The sequence below is a fragment of the Bacillus sp. ISL-77 genome (genome assembly GCF_018613105.1).
In genome coordinates this window covers 81120-100796 of the sequence record NZ_JAGGQY010000046.1, presented here as the reverse complement: position 1 = coordinate 100796, position 19677 = coordinate 81120, and the positions used below count along the sequence as shown (strand labels likewise).

General features: G+C 36.5%; 15 protein-coding genes. 5 read left to right on the top strand and 10 right to left on the bottom strand.

All coding sequences use genetic code 11. From position 1 onward, the window contains the following. Positions 1-351 precede the first annotated feature (351 nt). Positions 352-1656, top strand: coding sequence for a CitMHS family transporter (locus J7E77_RS19035; protein WP_214716431.1), 1305 nt, complete (start codon positions 352-354; stop codon positions 1654-1656). Between the two features lie 170 nt (positions 1657-1826). After that, positions 1827-1991: a hypothetical protein gene (locus tag J7E77_RS19030; protein WP_214716429.1), complete on the top strand. Its 165-nt coding sequence runs from the start codon at positions 1827-1829 to the stop codon at positions 1989-1991. A 418-nt stretch (positions 1992-2409) separates the two neighbouring features. Here the strand turns inward: J7E77_RS19030 and J7E77_RS19025 are convergent, their stop codons facing one another. From J7E77_RS19025 to J7E77_RS18995, 7 genes are all read right to left on the bottom strand, one after another. Next, entirely contained in the window at positions 2410-6879 is a 4470-nt protein-coding gene (locus J7E77_RS19025) for a coiled-coil domain-containing protein (protein WP_214716427.1), read from the bottom strand. Next, complete coding sequence (locus J7E77_RS19020; protein ID WP_214716426.1) at positions 6857-7603, bottom strand: DUF6063 family protein; 747 nt, start codon at positions 7601-7603, stop codon at positions 6857-6859. Before J7E77_RS19020 ends, J7E77_RS19025 begins: the two co-directional genes overlap by 23 nt. Then, positions 7600-9111 (bottom strand): hypothetical protein, encoded by a 1512-nt coding sequence (locus J7E77_RS19015; protein ID WP_251026654.1) that lies wholly within the window; start codon positions 9109-9111, stop codon positions 7600-7602. The genes J7E77_RS19020 and J7E77_RS19015 overlap by 4 nt, the downstream gene beginning before the upstream one ends. Beyond that, a complete protein-coding gene (locus J7E77_RS19010; protein WP_251028118.1) occupies positions 9102-10058 on the bottom strand; it encodes a Wadjet anti-phage system protein JetD domain-containing protein in 957 nt (318 codons plus the stop codon). Before J7E77_RS19010 ends, J7E77_RS19015 begins: the two co-directional genes overlap by 10 nt. A 327-nt stretch (positions 10059-10385) precedes the next feature. Next, the gene (locus tag J7E77_RS19005) at positions 10386-11732 is read right to left on the bottom strand and encodes an MmgE/PrpD family protein (protein ID WP_214716424.1); all 1347 of its coding nucleotides are present in this window, start codon (positions 11730-11732) and stop codon (positions 10386-10388) included. Positions 11733-12411: 679 nt separating this feature from the next. Continuing rightward, entirely contained in the window at positions 12412-14238 is a 1827-nt protein-coding gene (locus J7E77_RS19000; RefSeq protein WP_214716423.1) for a sensor domain-containing protein, read from the bottom strand. Between the two features lie 304 nt (positions 14239-14542). Then, complete coding sequence (locus J7E77_RS18995; protein WP_214716422.1) at positions 14543-15436, bottom strand: LysR family transcriptional regulator; 894 nt, start codon at positions 15434-15436, stop codon at positions 14543-14545. A gap of 119 nt (positions 15437-15555) precedes the next feature. On the opposite strand from J7E77_RS18995, the gene J7E77_RS18990 reads away from it, so the two are divergent. Then, on the top strand, positions 15556-16596 hold the full coding sequence (locus J7E77_RS18990) for a YeiH family protein (RefSeq protein WP_285290614.1): 1041 nt from the start codon (positions 15556-15558) through the stop codon (positions 16594-16596). A gap of 63 nt (positions 16597-16659) precedes the next feature. Here the strand turns inward: J7E77_RS18990 and J7E77_RS18985 are convergent, their stop codons facing one another. From J7E77_RS18985 to J7E77_RS18975, 3 genes are all read right to left on the bottom strand, one after another. Continuing rightward, the gene (locus J7E77_RS18985) at positions 16660-16812 is read right to left on the bottom strand and encodes a Ger(x)C family spore germination C-terminal domain-containing protein (RefSeq protein ID WP_251028122.1); all 153 of its coding nucleotides are present in this window, start codon (positions 16810-16812) and stop codon (positions 16660-16662) included. 194 nt (positions 16813-17006) lie between these two features. Next, positions 17007-17981 (bottom strand): DMT family transporter, encoded by a 975-nt coding sequence (locus tag J7E77_RS18980; protein ID WP_214716418.1) that lies wholly within the window; start codon positions 17979-17981, stop codon positions 17007-17009. Between the two features lie 6 nt (positions 17982-17987). Further along, complete coding sequence (locus J7E77_RS18975; RefSeq protein ID WP_214716485.1) at positions 17988-18653, bottom strand: GntR family transcriptional regulator; 666 nt, start codon at positions 18651-18653, stop codon at positions 17988-17990. Positions 18654-18943: 290 nt separating this feature from the next. On the opposite strand from J7E77_RS18975, the gene J7E77_RS30775 reads away from it, so the two are divergent. Both J7E77_RS30775 and J7E77_RS30770 read left to right on the top strand, forming a co-directional pair. After that, on the top strand, positions 18944-19177 hold the full coding sequence (locus J7E77_RS30775) for a hypothetical protein (RefSeq protein WP_251028117.1): 234 nt from the start codon (positions 18944-18946) through the stop codon (positions 19175-19177). Continuing rightward, positions 19170-19637: a hypothetical protein gene (locus J7E77_RS30770; RefSeq protein WP_251026651.1), complete on the top strand. Its 468-nt coding sequence runs from the start codon at positions 19170-19172 to the stop codon at positions 19635-19637. The genes J7E77_RS30775 and J7E77_RS30770 overlap by 8 nt, the downstream gene beginning before the upstream one ends. Positions 19638-19677 lie beyond the last annotated feature (40 nt).

Here is a 19677-nt window from a genome sequence, read left to right as displayed (position 1 = left end):
GTGATTGTTCATATTATATATCAATAATAGCACTATTCTAATATTAGGTTCAATTCTATCAATTGTAATGTTAGTTATTATGTGAGTTTGCGGAAGATTAAGATTTTTACGTGAAAAAAATGAAAAAAATGATATTTATGGGGAATATTAAAAATATTTGTTTTATATATTCCTTTGAATATCATCATGTTAATCTTTCTTAGAAAGCGCTATCAATTAGTGAACAGTGGGTACACTCTTCTAGTCTTGTTATTAATTTACTTTACTCTATGAAAAAATTTAAGTAAAAATAATTTGTTATTTACTAAGATTTGTTGAACCCACTATTAATAACAAAGGAGGATTTAACGTATGCTATCTTTTTTGGGTTTTTCTATGGTCACAGTTTTTATGTATTTAATTATGTCTAAACGACTTACTCCCCTTGTCGCACTTATGCTAGTTCCCATTATATTTGGCCTAATTGGGGGGTTTGCTAATGATATGGGTACGATGATGTTTGAGGGTGTAAAAGATATTTCCCCTACAGCCATAATGATCTTTTTTGCAATTTTGTACTTTGGACTGATGATTGATTCAGGTTTATTCGATCCCCTTATTGCCCTAATATTAAAAATAGTCAAAGGTGATCCTTTAAAAATTGTTGTAGGTACAGCTGTTCTATCAATGATGGTTGCTTTAGATGGTGATGGCACGACAACCTATATGATTACGGTTTCTTCTTTACTTCCGCTTTATAAACGTTTAAGAATGAATCCTTTAATACTAGCAGGAGTAGCTATGTTATCGATGGGGGTAATGAATATGACTCCTTGGGGAGGAGCTTCTGCTATGGCCATGAGTTCATTGAATATTGATTCTTCTGAACTGTTTTTGCCACTAGTTCCTGTAATGGGATTTGGCCTTTTATGGGTTCTCGTTGTATCCTTTATTTTCGGAAAAAGAGAGCGTAAGAGACTTGGAGTTTTAGATATTACTGCATTTCAAGAAGTGGCCAGTGCCGCTGATATACATTCAGAAATAAAAGGATTTGAATATCGCCGTCCAAAACTAGTATGGTTTAACTTTACTTTAACCCTCATACTTATGGTTTGTTTAATTATGGATTTCATTCCGCTAATGATTTTATTTATGGTTGCATTTGCCATTGCTTTATTAATTAATTATCCACATATAAAAGAACAACAGGAACGAATCTCTTCCCATGCAAGCAACGCAGTTGCCGTAGTTTCAATCGTTATTGCAGCTGGTATTTTTACTGGTATTATGTCAGGAACTAAAATGATTGATGCGATGGCCAATACTTTAGTATTACTGATTCCAGACTCATTAGGTCCGTATTTACCAGTAATAGTCGCTTTTTTAAGCGCCCCTTTTACATTTTTCATGTCAAATAACGCATTTTATTTTGGTGTACTTCCCATTATTGCTCAAGCCGCTGAGTCTTACGGAATTAGTGCAGCTGATATAGGGCGTGCAGCCATCTTAGGGCAGCCTGTACACGTAATAAGTCCATTAGTGGCAGCCGCACATTTATTAATAGGTATGGTAGGAATTGAATTTAGTGATATACAGAGATTTTTAATTAAATGGGCACTAGGAACCACTACGGTGATGGTAATAGCCGCACTAGTTTTAGGTGTTATTTCTTTATAAAACAGAATTACATTACTGTCGTTGTTACTAGGATATTAATTAATAAGAGGATGCTTTGTATTGTGAACAAAATACGACGACATAGATGTACAAGGCTTAATCTAGGTGTTTATAAAAAATTCACTATTTTTTAATAGGTGAAAATTCATTTTTTAATTGGAGGTTATTTTATGTGGATTATTACTGTATTCAATACCAATTCCAAAGGTAATAAAATTACTATGTTTGAATTTGACACTGAAAAAGAAGCCAAAGAAAATTATGTAAGAATCCAAGGCTGCAAAATTCTTTCCGAGATTAAATATTATCAAGCCCCTTCTTTTTCTTTATCTTAAGAATGAGCTCTTACACAGCAAAAATTCTATAAACAAGCATAAAATCACGAAGGTAATGGAAACAAACCACTATAGGAATCCTTCTAAATTATTAAATTAAAACTTTTATCAAAGTGATAGGAGGTTAATTATTCTTGCTCGCTAGGATCGACGAGAACTGAATTATAACCATAATATGGACACAGCTTAACAAATGGGCCTATGCCGCTAACTGATGACCTCGGTATTACACCGTGGTCTTCTTATTTAATCCCACTGGTAAGGATGATTAATGTATTTTAAAATTGATTAAATATCCTTAATATTAATTTTATTATCCTTATTTTTTACACGTTTCCCTAGTACAAATAAAAATCCCACCTTCTATACAGAAAGTGAGATTTTTCCCCCTAATCCTCGATTCTATCATTGTGTTACCTTATTGAACGACTGCCTCTCCCTCATAAATCCGAAATGCTGGAACAATCGTGTCTGAAACAATTTCTTTTCCTTTTTCACGAATGAAGTCCAATTTATAATAGGCATCAAATCTTTGGCTGATTTCCGTTTTCACCAGTTCAGGCGGGGTGACGACGATGAATTGGAACTTCAGTTTTTCGGCCACGGCGAAGATTGGGTCAAGGACGTGTGCCGATGCAGCTTGTCCGAACGGATTATCACAAACTAAAGGCACCCAGCTTTGATCTGTTTCGCTTTTAACGGATAATAACATCATCATCATTACCATTCGGGCTGATAACTTCTGTCCGCCGCTGCCGTCGGATTTCGTCTTAGAACCTTGATTAATAGTCTGCCAGGTTGAATAATGCTCTCTTTGCGGTTTCCCATACATAAAGGCATTATCCGTTCGCATATTATAGACGAGCAGCTCAGGGTATCGATTTCGGAGTGATACAAATAAAATTTGCTCATCACTTATGAGTTGTTTTATTTCTTCGTCTAATAATCGATTATGGTCATCAATCATATCAAATTGTTTGGTAATTTTGTTAATGGCCGTTACAAAATGCTGCTTCAGAAGTGGTTCGATATCTTCAGCTTTTTTGGGCAAGATGTCTTCTTTGAGCTGAACGAGTGGGAAGGATCCTCGTTCATTTTTTAGCTTCATTTTCGAAACCATGGAACGAATGGCCTCTGAAATACTCATCACTTTCATGCTGGCTCGGCTGGCCCAGAAGTTTTGAGCCTTTTCTGCTCTTTCTTTGTCGCGCTCTAATTGTTCCAATCCACTTTGTGAAAAACGTTTCATATTTTTAACAATCGTCTGGATATGAGTATAATGCCTTGTATCCATATGGTCTAGTGTCGTTAATACTTCATTTTTAAAGCGAATCTCCCAATCTTTTCCTTCAATCGTGAGCTTTAAATTCCTTAATGATTGATCAATTTTCGCATGCTTCTCCTTGCCTTCTTCCTGAATCACTTGATGTCCTTCACACCAGGATAAGATACATGCTTTTCCATGACTCTTAATTTTTTCTAAATCATGATTCGTAAAGGCTGCCGCTTCCTCCTTTAGGATAACGGATAAGGTTAACAAATCCCCTTCGAAACCCGCAATATTCGTTTCTGTTTCTTTTTGGCGTTTCTCAGCCTGCTTTACTTCCTCTTTCGTTAATTTCGTTTGGTCTTTAATTTCTAAAGCCTTTACTTCTAAGTCAAAGCCTTCCCATTCTTCCGGCTGTTTTTCATGCTTTTCAACTTTCTTTCCTGACTTGTCACGCTGTTCGGTCGCATGCTTTAAGGAAGTTTCTGCTACTGTTACAGCCGTTCCTTGTTCCCGTTCTTCTTTTTCCGCTGTCTTCGCTTCCTTCTGTGCGGTTTGCAACATGGTTTCTAATATACTTATAGGTTCATCTGGTTCTGCGGCTTTATTCCAGTCTTGATCATGGTCATGGGCTGTTAGTTTTTTCTCTAATTTCTTTTGCTGCTTTTGTTCTGTTTCTTTTTTTGCTTGAAGAACGAGTAATTCTCTAGCCTGTTCTTCCTTTGATTTCTGGAGCTGTTTTAGCTCTCCAATACTTCCGTTTATCTTTTCTAATAAATGTGATGAAAGATGAGGGACCTCATCACATGGATCTGCTTTTTCATCAGTAGGAAAAACCGCTTCTTCTATAAAGAACCTGATCTCCTTTATAGTTTGTTCGGATGTCAGCTTCCATTCTAAATACGTTTGATTCCACTGGTTTTGCAGTTCAACTGTATTTTGGAGCTCTTTTCCTATTTCTTGCTGCTGAGAACCTAAGGCTTCCTTTTGTTTCTCTTTCTCTAATTTCACTCGTTTATTTTCTTGATGAAGAGTTTTTTCTTGATCAAAATCCTCTAATGTTTCCACATCTTTTGTAAGCTTTTCTATTTTACCTTTTGTATTCTCCAGCTGTTCTTTTAGCTGAAGTTGCAATTCTTTTTCTTTTTCTTCTTGTGCTTGGATTTCCTGTAAATTTTTTTTCTTAGAAAGACGCGCGTTTTGTTCCTGATTGAGAGCTTTTTCGATATCAATAGAAAGATCGCTTGATAAAAATCGATCGATTTCCTTTAAAACACGACGTAAGGAGGTTTCTGTTTTTTCAATTTCAAGGAGTGTATCTTTCTTTTCTTCTATTTGTTTAGCAATCTTTATTTTCCAGTTGGTGAATTGGTTTTTATCCGTTAATAGCTCTTGCTCGGTTCCGTTAATGATCACAAAGGAAGTTTGATGATATTCGCTGTTCATTTCCTCCCGCAAGAAAATCGGAACAGGACTTTTGAACATTCTTCCGGAAAGAACCTGCTGATTTATTTTTTGCCATTGCTGCCCGCTTACGACCAAACCGTATGGAAGGAGTGGATACTTCATAAGGTTATTCGCTAGGTCCTCTGCACGTAAGGATTGGAGAAATTGGGTACCATAAAACACATCAATGCCAGTCTTCTCATCGATCCATTCCTTTAATTCTTTTACATCTTTATTTGCTACCCAAAAGGGCTCATCGTTTAAGGAATGGTCGAGTTGTGTTTCCCATAGTTCTTTTTTAATTTGTTCAGCTTGTTGTCGGTTATTGCTTAGTATTTCTTCTATTTGTATAGAATACTTCGATAAGAGCGAGTGAGTAAACGGTGCTGTGGCATCATCTAATAAACCATGAAGTTTATCTAATAATTTTGCTTCTCTTTGCATTTGCTCTTCATTTGCTAGGTTTAATTCTTCACATTTTTCTTCTGAAAACTGAATCGATTGGACGAGGGTACCATGTGAAGTGGCAAGTTGGTTTTGCCGTTCACTAGATTCTTTATCTTTTGCTTGCACCTCTACTAATCTAGCCTTTTTGTCTTCAATTTGTTTAAAAAGACTTTCGATCAATCCCTTTAAGTCATAGCTTAAGCGGTCGCCAAATGCTTGGATTAGTGCCGCTTCCTTGGACTCAAAGGCATGCATCTGCGTGTAAAGAAAATCAATTTCAGTACTAAGCTGAGCAATCTTTTTTGTCTTTTGTTTATCCTGTTGCGACAGCTCCGTTCCTTTTTTCTTTAAGAACTTTTGATATCCCACATACTGCTTAATCGCTTCTTGTATGGATAAATAGGACTGCTCCCATTGCTTTTTAGCTTCTTGTTTGATTTCTTCCATTCTTTGATTCACTTGCTCTAAGCCACTATTTTGTTCCAATGTGGCTATCTGCTGGGAAAGAGAGCGAATGGTTTGTTCGTTTTCACTCCACTCTTTCAATAAAGCCTGAAATACTAACGCTTCTTTTCGCTCCTGTTTCTCTAGAACGATGGCTTGTAAGGAAGTATGTTTCTTCCTTTCTTCCACTAATTTCTTTTCCCAATCCATAACTTCACTGTGAGCTTTTGCATACTCCAGGTTGTCTTTTTGATAGCGTAGTTCTGCTTGCCTTATGATTAATTTCTCCATGTCTTTTTCTAAAGTAAGCAGCATTTCCTCTTCCGTTTGCTTCAAATGCTCTAAAGCACCAAGCAGTTGTCTTCCTGCCTGTATACTTGCTTGAACAATTTCTTTATGTTCTACACCTTTAGCTAGATGCTCTTCAAATGGGACAATGTCTTCTAAAAACTCTTTATGGGCTTGCTCTCTTTTTAATAGAACAGGCAGGTCCTTAGCGATACTTGCCTGACTCTTGAAAATCTCCACAAGATCGTTTTTTTGATGTTCCGTCCTGTGCAAGACTTGACTAACAGTGGGAACAATTCGTTTTTGGAACAGGGAATGATCATCTTCCGCTCCCTCAAAGTATTTCCCAACGCCGCCCTCATCCTTGTTAATATCCTTCATAATATCCCAGTCTTTACGGTTAATTCCGTATGTATCAAGGATGCGATAGTGCTTCTTAGTATCTCGGTAAACGTCATATCCATTCCATTTTAAATAGTCCTTTAAACTTTCGATTTCAGCAACCTCATCATTATCGTAGAGTGGAATATGCTCAAGCGCTGCCTCTTCTTTCCGTTCAAATTCTCTCGTATAAAAGGTAATAGTAGGGAGGATTTTTGCTTCCTGTTCCAATGTTTTACTTTCATATCCACTTTCTTCACTCATCGAGATCCGTTGTTCGGCTGAGAAGATTCCTCCAGTTATCAGATACCGACGGTCAGCACCATCCAATTCCCATTGAATGAGAACATGAAAGGTATAGGGAATAAATTGTTCTTTATTATTAAAGAAGAACTGTTGATAATAACGATTGTTTTGTTTCCCCCACGAAGTCCCAGGTTTGAGTATTTGGAAGATCGTTTGAAGGAACACACCTTTCCCGCCCCCATTCATCATCGCTATAAGGGCATTGGTTGATGTCTCTTCATTATGGAAATTAAAAGTGGTATCTTTATATTGCTTTTGCATGCCATCATACTTCAAGTTTACAATTCTAATTCGATGGATCTTCGGCATGCTCATCCTCCTCTGTTGTCATTAATTGCTTAAAAACTTCATAACGGTCATAATCGTGATACAGGTATTCAATTCGCTCAAAAAGCTCTTGTTTTGGTATCACCTTAGCTATATCGTCCCGATCAAGAATGACGATCAGCCCCTCCGTCTCTAATAAACGCATAGCTCCGGCAATTAAACCGATTCTTGTTCGTCTATTGCCTTTTTTTACTCCATAATCGTCCGTGTCAACCTCCATGTATTTCCAGGTAGTTACAACTTCCTTCATATCAATTCGTTCGTTTTCCCCGAAGGTCGGTTTAGCTTTAAGAATGCTATCCCATTGAATCATTAGGTCGTTGACTTTCCGTTCTAATGCGTAATAGCTAATCCCTTCCCGCTTCGTGCGAATTTTTGCAGCCTGTTTGCGATCGATGGCAGCTAAAAATGACATAATGACAACACTGATAAGATGAAAATGTTTCTTATTTTCGACTTGTCGATGCTTTTCTTTCATATGGGTAAAATTGGTAGCAAAGACGGAGCCAGTAGGCTGAACAACTAATTGGATGCGTTTTGGCGATTCAATGATATATGTACCAGATTCGTCTGCTAATAAAAGAACTGTCTGTCTCACTTCTGGATCGAAATAAGTCTGGAAGTGTTCACTATTCTCGTCGATTACTTTATCTTTTAATAAAGTAAAATAGACAGCGGATGCTCTTTTGATCGTGTCTGCATTCATCCTTTCTCCTCCTGTACACATAGTTTAAAAGGGGACATTTTCGTTTGATACCATAAAAAAGGCTCCGCTTTATGATCAAACTTGGTAAAGATTTTTGTACCCTCAAAAGTTTGAAATTGAGGATATTCCTTCATTAGTTTATAAAGAAGAATTTCCCTCTCATCACTTAATGTTTCTTCCTTTCGATACAGCACTTGAACCTTCAGTGGCTTTTTATCGAACATCATCCATAAATCAATCGTTTCAGATTCTTCAAACCATAAATCCTGCACTTCTAATGGCAATGTCGCTAAATCAGCTATCGAAAACTCTCCGTTGGTTTGTAAAAATTGAAAAACATAACTCCATGCCTTAATGACAGATTCCCAGTTCGTCACTCGCAGACGAGTAATGCTTTCTTCTGCCTCCTCTTCAATTACGGAATCGGTTAGTTGTTTTTCATCGAATTCTTGCTCACCCCAAATCCAATCGAGCGGCAAAATAAATTCATTCTTCGGTGAAAATAAAGGAGAAAGCACCGTTTCGATTTCCGTAAAAGTTTGAATTCCATTCTTCATGAACCAATTTTCATAAATATGCTCTCGAAAGGAGACCAAACTGTTTTCCCAAAACAAGGAAGGGTTTTCCACTTTTAATTTCATTTCATAGGAAATATTTTGAATAACCAGCTTAGCAAAACGATCGTGCAATTGCCTTGTATGGCCAATTTTTTCTTGGAGAAGAATCAATTCTTTCTGAATATAATCATCTTCTTCATTTCTTTTCGTTTTATCGATCATACTAGTGATGGTACGGAAGTGGTTTTTTTCTTCTTCAAATTGCTTTTCAATTTCCACACGATTGTCAGCCCTTTGCCATTCCTCTTCCATCAATAAGATTTTGGGATTGTTGATCATTTCCTTTTGAAAGGAGAATTCCTTTGCCATTAAGCGGTTTACTCGTGAAATGAGGTGATCGAGGTTTCGAGTAGCTTTTCTAAAATTTCCGTTTTTAATCAGCTGCATACTGTAGAGTTGTTCAATCGTTATCGAGAATTCTTCAGCCATTTCCCTGCTCATAAAAATCATTTCCTGAGCAACATCCGTGAGTTTATAAACAATGGATCCGCCCATCTCTAAATTCGTATATAATTCATCCATTGTGACATATCGGAAGACCTGAGTCTCCCAGGATTGTCTTATTTCATCGTAATATAAGGCTTCAAACGGTTTACTATACTCTTCTTTCCCCTGATACAGGAGCCCGCTTGTCACCCGTTCAATTTGCTTATCGTCTGCTAAAAGCTTCATTTGCTTAATGGAATCTTCTACCATATACTTGATATCTGACTTGCGTCTATGATCATCATCATTTAATTCTCTATAAAAGATGGTCAGTAGCACTTGCATGAGAATGGTTTGGATATGAGGTTTAAGCTCACCCACTTCCATTCCCTTCCCAAGCTCAAACAGTGGATTTAATCGTTGCATTCGCTGGGCGAATCCTTCCCATGATTCGTTCACATCCATCGCCTCCATGTTTCTATGTTTAAGACTTCTTGTGGGATCCGCTTATTTTCTTGCCATAATTGCATTAATAAGACTTGCTCCTCTTCCGTAAACCATTGAAAGAATGCATCACGGTATTTGCTGTTTTGTGTTTGCCCTTGTTTCTGGTCATTCCTTTGTTCTAGACATTGTATCATTTTGCGATAAATTTTTAATGCAGGCTGAATACAGCTATCCGAGTATTTTTCGATAAGCCGAATGAGGATCCCGTATCCTGCGGCATCAAGGTCTCCTGCGTAATAGAAAAGATAGGGTTTGGACGGAAATATTCTGAAGAAAAAGGAAAAGCTCCGTTCGATTTTAGTCCCCTCACCATATATGATTAGTTCAGGTTCATAATCGAGTTGACTGGCTTCCAATAACTTAATGGAAGTATGGAAGAATGATAGATTTTCGACGATCAGAACCCGCTGAATATCTTTAATTTCTTTCCCTTGTTTCATCCAAAATACAAAAGGCTCCCCGTAATTCACCATTTTAAGTTGCTCTTCAGATACTCCAATTCTAGCTAAAAACCCTTTTCCATCCGGAAAGCTATCGTTGTCTAGTAAGAATTTTTCATGACCAAAGAGCTCCAGACTTCTTTCTTCGAATGACACGTTTTCCCGTTCCTGACTGGATTGGAGAAAAGTATAAACATGTTGGATTCGATTCCATTCGTCTTTCGTTTGCCATTCGGGATGCCGTTCATAAAAGGAAAAATCAAACTGATCACCTAATTTCATCATTTCAAGACGATCCCATTTGAGTGTCTGAACTTTTATATTAACCCAGTAATATAAGGCAAGCGCTGGGCTTCTTCCATTATATTGATTATTTGGAATAGGAATCAGTTGTCCTTCCGCTTGCAATGTTTCAATGGCACGATAAAACAACGAATAGCCGTCCATTTCAAAATAATCATCCAAAAGCTTACGCAGCTGAAATTCCAAATCGTTTATATTTATTTTCTTTTTTTGTTTTGGGTGTTGAATATCAGCAATAAAACCTCTTACCCTAGTTTCAATGATATCGATAATAATTCACCTACTTTAATCTCTTAGTGTCATAGAAATAGACTCCTACTATCCAATTTGGACATCCTTTTATTATAAACTAGTTGAGTGATGGTTGGTAAATGAAATTTTCTTGATATAATGTTGTCTGCATAGAGATTTGGAGTCAGTCAACGACAAAAAGGGTCCGTCTCCCAAAGGAGTAATGCTTTACTCGATTGGGGGCCTGACCCTAAAGAACTATTGAATTATCATTGGTAATCTATTCACTTCATCAAAATCTAGATTATGGCTTAACTTATCCCATAGCACTTCAGGATCGGCTACGTTTGCATATTGACAACATTCGATAAATTTCTTCTTAACTTCATCAAAAGATGTTTCAGGGTGAATTAGTTCTATATGTCTTTTTGTACCTTTGGCGGTTACTATCTTAATATCACCTAAAGGAATTCCAGGCGTATCAGCCTGTGTTTGCTCAATTTTTATACGATTAGATAAATCTAACACTTCGGTATCCATAAGGGCCCTCTCCGTCAAATTATTCAAGTGAACACTCCCATGCACAAATGTAAATGCCACAATAAAGGGGATACTAAATTTAGCATCCTGTAATGTTTTAGGATGACAACGATCCTCAAGTGGTTGACATAATATATTCGCTGTTTCATTTACCCCTATCACAATTTGGTCAATTTCATCATGCCTACAATGGGTCCTAAGTACAAGGGCAGAGTTAATAAAGGGATGTGAGTAACGACAGCTAGGATAAAGTTTAATAGATGTATCGGAAAACGCCCATGTTTCAGAGTCCAATAATACGCTTCGTTGTTTTTCATTTAAATTCTTCCCAAAATAATTTAGAAAGAGGCCCGTCTTCCCATCCAGACAACTTGCAGGTGCTGTCACCCCTTCTCGGGCCAAAAATGCTGCTTGAACACCTCCCATTGATGAAAAGGCCGGATAAATGGATCTAGCTTGGGAACCAGTCCCAACACCTGGCTCTTTACCGCCAGCTACTTGCATATATGCCAGTCCCAAGGCATGAACTAACTCATTATCATCTAATCCAAGGACCAGTCCAGCAGTTATGGCGGCACCTAAATAACCAAACAGTTGACTTAAGAACCATTTGGAATCCGTACCAGTACCCCTGGGTTCGATTGCATATCCCAGTCGACACAATAACTCGTTTCCTAGGGCAACTGCAGTAATAAGATCCGTGCTCCTTGAATCCTCAGCGTCAGCAGCTGCTAATGCGGCAGCTAATGTAACAGGGGTTGGATGGATTCTAGCTAAATCATTGATATCATCATAGTCTAAAGCATGTGCTAAAGCCGTATTAGCAAATGCAGCATAGGCGGGAGGTAATCGATGCTCACTTCCTATTACTCGACCTGCCCCACCTTTTACACCAATAGAAAGACCCGCTATAGATTTTAAAGCGATAGGTGCTCCTTTATAAGAAGCTAAGGAAATGGCAATTGTATCGCATAAATGAAGAATCACCTTTTCACGAATTTCCTCTGGCAATCCTCGTTTCTGTCTTTGACGAATGGCATGTACAATCTCATGGCTTAATGACAAAATAGCTCCTCCTAGTGTTAATTGATGTTACTTTAAGTTAGGTCATATGATCATCTAGGTGCGAAAGTTTGGTTATTATCTACAGGTCCGATTAAATATTTATAATTTTCCGAAAATTGAATGTATATTTTTTCAATCCTATGACTATTATACGACAAGGAAGCCTACTTTCGGGTTGTTCTCTGAATTGTTTCAATCCTTAGAATTAAATAGAAAAAAAGCTTCAAGAATCAAGCTTTTTATTTTGGTAAGGCTCCTTGTTTAGAAACTCATATCATAATAAAATATTTTCCCACCATTACAGGTATATCGTTTCCGTTTTAATACCACTTAGATAGTCCCCCTATAAGAAATATCTCCTGTAAGTAGAGCAACAAAAATCATGACTACACAGGTTCCTATTGCCCACTTTAAAAGGAGAAGTACAAGCGCTTTATTAACGACAGATACTTTCTTGATAAAGAACATTCAAGCGAAACTTACATACCTCTAGGTATTCATTAGATTGATTAAATGAATATACATAAGGAAAACTTGGTAAATCAACATTTTGATTAGGCTGGTAAGTCTCTAACCCCCCAAAAAAAGCACCCTTGAAAAAAGGATGCAATCTTATTACTAACGTGCACTTTTAATTCAATGGTTACCCCCAGGGCTTTAAAGCTTTAAGGGCTGGGGGTCAGACCCCAATACCCTTGTTAAAATTTATTAAAAAATCCTCCGCTTGGTTTGCTGGTAAAGCTTGGCTAAAGTAATATCCTTGAACTTGGTCACATTGTTGTAACCGAAGGAAATCTAATTGCTCCTTCGTTTCAACGCCTTCTGCAATTACATATTTGTTTAAACTATGAGCCACTTGAATGATCGCCTTCACAATGTTTTTATTCTGTTCATATTCAGGTAAGACTCTAACAAATGATTGATCAATTTTAACAAAATCAAGGGGCAATTTACTTAAATAACTTAGCGAAGAAAAACCCGTTCCAAAGTCGTCTAATGTTAAATGAATACCCATTGATCTTAATTTATTCAATATTTCTATCGTTTTTTGGACATCAACCATTGCGATCGATTCTGTTATTTCAAGGTTCAAATATTTTGGTTCAAGGTTGGTCTCTTTTAAAATTGTTTTTACCGTATCCAAAAAATCTATATCTAAAAACTGTCGAATAGAGATATTTACACATATAACAACAGGTGGATATCCCGTCTCTTGCCAAAGTTTATTCTGCCTGCAAGCTTCCCAGAGGACCCAATTCCCAATAGGAACAATTAAACCTGTTTCCTCAGCTATCGGAATAAATTCACTAGGCGAAATGAAGCCTTCCTCTAAATCATTCCATCGAATCAAAGCTTCAAAGCCCGTAACTTTATGGATATGGATATTAATTTCAGGCTGGTAATACAACCGAAACGCCTGCTCCTGTAACGCTTTTCTTAACTTATTTTCTAATTGCACCTTTCTAATGTTGGTTTCCGCTTTATTAAGGCTATAAAACTGATAATTGTTTTTACCCTTACTTTTAGCATCATACATCGCCATATCTGCATTTTTAATTAGACCTTCCACCTCAAGTCCATCCGAAGGATAGAAGCTAATTCCAATACTTGGAGTAATAAACACTTCGTTGCCTGATAAAACAAAAGGAGAAGACAATGTTTCATGAATCTTATTTGCTGTTCGTTCTGTTTCCTCTTTAGTGGTGTTATTTAATAAGAGAATAAATTCATCTCCACCCTGACGGCAGATTAAATCATTTTTACTTACAGAACTCATAAGTTTTTCTGCTGTTTGTTTTAATAAAATATCACCTACACTATGCCCAAACGTATCATTGACCACTTTAAATCTGTCTAAATCAATAAATAAGACAGCTAACATTTGCTTAGCCTTTTCAGCACGAGCAATAGATTCTTTAAAACAATCGCGAAAATTATTTCTGTTTAGCAATCCTGTTAATGTATCATGATATGCCAGATGTTTTATTTTTTCTTCGTTCTTTTTTCGTTCTGTTATATCATGGGCCAGCAGCACTATTTGTTCCACTTCCCCATTTTTTTCAGTATTAGGGATACCTTTCGTCTCGACTACTACTATATGACCATCTTTATGTATCAACTTAATTTCAACTTGATCACTAATTTTATTTAGCACTCTAGTATGTAATGTTTTCAGTGTTTTAACGCGATCTTCCCTATGAATAAACTCAAAAACGAATTTCCCTTCGCATTCTTTGGAAGAATAACCAACGATTTTTTGAAAAGAGGGAGAGGCATACATTATTTTTCCATTCCTATCTAGGATAGTGATTAATTCGGATGCATTTTCAACAATCAGCCGATATTGCTGTTGATTTTCTATAGCCGCTTTAATCCCCTTTTGAATTAAGTAGTAATATAGAAATCCACTTAACAATATATAAAAAGAACCCTTTGCATTTTGCAGCCACTTTACTTCTGACTTAAAGAAATATATCAATACCCAATCGGATAACAAAACCCACAAAACGCTAATCGCCATATATATGATAACAATGCGAAATGCAGTTTTCTGGTAGTATGTCCAATTTCTCCACATTACGATTAACCAATTCCCTTCATGTGTCATACTTAAACGCAATCGGTCTTATTTAGAGTCCTTCATAAACTTATCCTCTATTCACCCTTACCATATTAAAAGAAACATACTTCAAAATAATTCAGAGACCGAATCAATGGTAAGTCCCCCCTTACAAGCGGTCTTCCTGCTGGTTCCGGCTTTGTCTTTTTTATATCTTTAATGATTTATGATTTAATTAGGGCTATTGCTCTTATTGATTCTTTAGATAATCTTCAATTAACTCAATAAATAAGTTCATAGTTTTCGTATGTAAGTCGACAGTTTCTGTAATAACGGAAAAATTTCTTTTTATCGGTGTCCCTTTAACATTTAATACTTGAATGGTACCAAGTAGCCTTTCTTTTTTAACCGTAAGTTCAGATAAATAACTAATACCAAGCCCCGCTTCGACTGCTTCTTTAATTAGTTGTGTGCTGCCGAACTCCATTAACCTAGTAGGACGTATTTGCAAAGTTTCAAATAATTTTTCTGTTGCATCTCTTGTTCCAGAACCTTCTTCACGAACAATCCAATTCTCTTGTTCTACCTGTCTTTGTGTAACTTCCTTATTGAAATAAATTGAAATTGGATATTTCCCTCCTGCTACGATATACATTTGGTCCGTTGAAACTGTTTTAATATATATATTTCGATGAGATATCTCACCTTCTACAATTCCTACATCAATCTCATGACTTAAGATTGCTTTTGCTATATCTCTTGTGTTGCCAATCTGTACCGAAGGAATGATATTAGGAAATCGATACTTCATTGTTGCAAGTATATGCGGTAAAACATATTCACCAAAAGTATAGCTGGCACCAATTTTTAATAGTCCTGTTGGCTCATTATTTAATTCATTCACTAACATAGACATTCTTTTATATAAAGCTGTTATTTCTTTAGCATGTAAATAGACAATTTCACCTGCTTTAGTGAGCTGTACATTTTTGTTTGTCCTTAATAGCAGCTTTGCACCTATATATTTTTCTAACTGTTGAATTTGCTGGCTAACGGCAGGCTGCGTCATATGAAGCTCTTCCGCTGCTCTAGAGAAGTTTCTTTTATCCGCTACAGATATAAATACTGATAATAGTTGATCCAATGTGTCCACCTACTCTATATCGTTTTTACTTATTATAACTATAATAATCATTTATTTTCCTTATTGTAAAACATTCGTTAGGATAAATTTAAATAATGCAAATGAGGGGATGAAAACCATTGGAACAGAAAGCATTAATATTCTCCAGTCCTAATGAGCAAAAAAAATCAGAAAAAAAGCTCAATGTTTCTTGGATATTTGGAATTGGTTTTACAATGATTATAGCCATGTGCGGGTTTCTTTTGGCGACATTGCCAGGTCTAAATCATATAGGAGCACTTGCATGTGCCATTTTACTTGCTTTGGTTTATAGACAAGTGTTTGGATACCCAGAGAGATTACGTACTGGTATTCAATTTTCATCCAAAAAACTGCTAAGATTGGCCATCATTCTTTATGGTTTAAAGCTTAACATGATCGGCATATTTCATCAGGGTTTTCCACTATTGCTAAGAGGAGCCGTAACAATCATTTTTTCAATCGTTGTTCTGATGATACTTGCCAAATGGCTCAAAGCAGATCTTAATCTTTCTTTATTATTAAGTGTTGGAACAGGCATATGTGGTGCCGCTGCGATCGCAGCCGTATCGCCAATTATAAAAGCAAAAGATGAAGATACAGCTATGGGGGTCGGCATCATCGCATTAGTAGGAACAGTTTTTTCAATTATCTATACTTTACTATTTCCTTTATTACCTATTAGTCCTATAGACTACGGGAATTGGGTTGGAATCAGCCTTCATGAGATCGGCCACGTTGCTTTAGCAGCTACGCCTGCTGGCCAGGATGCTCTAGCGAACGCTTTACTCGCCAAACTTGCACGTGTGTTTCTATTAATTCCACTTTGTTTTGTCCTAATGTTTTGGATGAAAAAGAAAAGAAAAATAGAGGGTGACGCAAAATTCGAGTTTCCATGGTTTTTAATTGGATTTATCGGTATGAGTTTTGTGGGGAGCTATATTATCGGTAATGAGGTTGTAGTATCAAAAAAACTTATGTCAGATATTGCAGTTTTTACTTCATTTTTATTAACGATGTCTATGACCGGCTTAGGATTAAATATTAGCTTTAAAGAATTACGTTCGAAAGCAATACGTCCACTTCTCGCCATAATCATTACATCTTTTCTTTTATCCTTGCTAACGTTTTATAGTTTTTAACTTAAAAATATGGGTCATTCATTGGACGCGTTCTCCAATCTGAGTACGCTCCCACCCGAGCTATTATTCTTCCGAGTTAAGGATCTGCACGTCGAAATTCGGTTCGATCGACATTTCCGGAAAGTCTTTGCGCCAATTTATAGACTTCCAAATGTTCGGATGGTATGCCTTTATTTGCCTTCCGATGCCCAGAACGTCGCAATTCGCTTTTTGCAAGCTATGAAGAAAAATAAAAAAATCCCACAAATTGTATGGGATAAATTTTATTACCAACTATATACACTAGGAAATTCTTTCGGTTCATAATAAAAATGCTTTTTATATTGCCCTGCAATTGGTTGACTACTAGGAAACCGATGAAAATTTCATTGTGAAAAAGCGATGCCTTCTTTCAGCATCGCATCCTTTATTTAGTTTAAATTAACTGACTGATTTAAATAACTTTCCACTCTTTTATTTGAAACATAGCTATGCAAAACCATACCAAAGATAACGATCAAAATCCCGCCCCAGGATAATGTAGAAGGAAGAGGTATAGATAGAAATATTAGTTCCCCCACTAATGCAAAAACCACTTCCATTGATTGCGTTGCTTCAACAGCAGCTAACTTTTGCATATTTCCTCTTACCATATCTGTAGCCATGAAAAATAAGACAGTCGCAATGACTCCTGAAAAAAGTCCTACCATTAACGATTGAAGACTTTGCCCTCCACTTGGTACTCCAACGGTAAACAAGCCATACAAGGAAAGTAAAAACCAGAATGGAAGACTTGCTAATGTCATACCTAAGACTCGTTGATATGCATCTAAACGCCCTTCACAAACATCCATCATTTTCCGATTCCCTAAAGGATAGGCAAATGATGCGATTAGAATCGGGACAACTCCCAATAATAGATTTTCTAAAGAAAGTAGCTTTGCATGTTCCATTTGCATGAGAACAATGCCTAACAGAATGATCATTGACATGATTAGACCTCTAAAGGAAATCTTCCCTCTTACTTGTAATGGACCATTCTTTGTGTGTTTCGTTTCAAAAAATAACGGTGCAAGTAATGCACCAGAAATAATCGTAATTTGCCATGTACCAGCGATCAGCCAACCAGGTGAATAAGCAGAGGCAAAACATAATGGAGCATAGAATAACCCGAAACCAACAAAGCTCCATAACATCCATTTTCCTGGTTTTTTTCTCATTTCCTTTAAGAGTGACCCTAGATTTTTTCTCACGATTACAATACACAATAGGAATGGAACCATACAAATATATCGGAGCGAGGCACTCCAAATCCAACTACCACCAGACAGCTCCATAGATGCATTAAGAACAAATGTAAATGCAAAAAAGAAAGCTGCACATATACCTATTAATATTGATTTCAACTGAACTCACCTCGGCTCCGTTTGGTGTGTTAATAGTTCGCCAAGACTTAGCCAGTTTTCTTCAACAAGACGGACTACTCTTTCATGTTCTTGATTTTTACAAGATGATATAATTTGATCGTGCTGTTCTACCGATTTTAACCCTTTGAGCGAAATAAATTGTGAGATTTCTAATCGTTGAATTTTAGGTATGATACGTTCCAATGCCAAGGCAATTTCAGGGTTAGCAGCCGCATCTAGGAAAACCTTATGAAAAGCTCGATCTGCTTCAATGGCCTTAATCACATCACCTTTTTCAATGGCTACTCTCAAAGTCTTATTGCTAAATTCTAATTCTTCAATATCCGTTTCCTTCAATAAAGGATTTGCAAGTCGAGCAGCTAAAGCATGTAAAGCTGCTACAACCGTAAAAGCATGTTTCGCCTCCTCTAACTTTAATGGTGCTACGCGAGTAGAAGATCCTGGTAGTGACTCAACAAGTCCTTCGTCTTCAAGTCGTTTTAATGCTTCCCTAACTGGAGTACGACTAATTCCAAACTTCTCTGCTAATTCTTTGTCATTTAGGCGTTCTTCTGGTTGTAATTCCAAGGTAATAATCGACCTTTTTAAAGTTTGATATACTTCATCTCTAAACGACAAACGTTTAATTGGTTTTATCATGTCTTTTTCCATAAAACCAATATATCGCATAATGGTTTTTATTACAATCAATTTGGCATATTTCTGACCAACTAATATAGATTTCTTCAAACCCTTAAATACTCATTTTTTCACATTTTGAATCCCCTTAACATTACTATACAGAACATTTTCTTAACATTATGGTGTCATATAGGTATTAACCTGCATATGGTACACCAAGTAATTGCCAAATGTTTATTGTGGGGAGTTATTTGTACAGGCAATTCCAAGAACAATCATATGGTAACTATACTTATTCTGGAAACGAAGTGTTGCTTGACATGAAGCAAGGTGACGTTACAGGTGACGGTATAATTGATTACATCTATTTATATGGAAGAAAAAACGTTGAAACCGAAATCTTCGCAGATCATATTACACTTGTAATTCAAGATGGGCGTTCTAACCAGATTTCAACAATTAATCTTCAAAATAATGCTGGATACAATGCTAAGCTCTTCCTTGGGGATTTTTCTAAAGATAATATATTGGAAATTCTGGTAAGTATTGAATAAAGGAGGAAGCGGGGGGTACGGTATTTTCTATATTTACTCCTTCAGAAATAATATTCCACTCCTATTGTTTGATTTTGAAAAATATAATAATAGCTATACATTCAAAGTCAATTATGAAGATCTTTATAAAGTAAGTGTAGGAAGTCCTTCGTTAGACCTTCTTTTCACTCTAGACATTAGCTATAAAGGCTATGATTACCTATCTCAGCTTTACCATGGAAATGGAAAATTAAAACAACAAGTTCAAGGCGAGGTCCTTTCTGCTGGTGCTTTAAATCCAATTGTTACGGATCAAAAAGTCACGAGTTATGATTTACTTGTTTTTCAAAGAATTATTGGTATTTCTAATTCGGATACATTAGGATATGTCGAAAACCTTTTAACATGGAATGGCACTCAATTTATATCCACAAGATTGGCAACAGCCATACTTGGAACAAAGTTAATTAGCCTCTACTAATGGTTCGCTTTATGCATTATCTTTTTAAAGTAATGGAGGT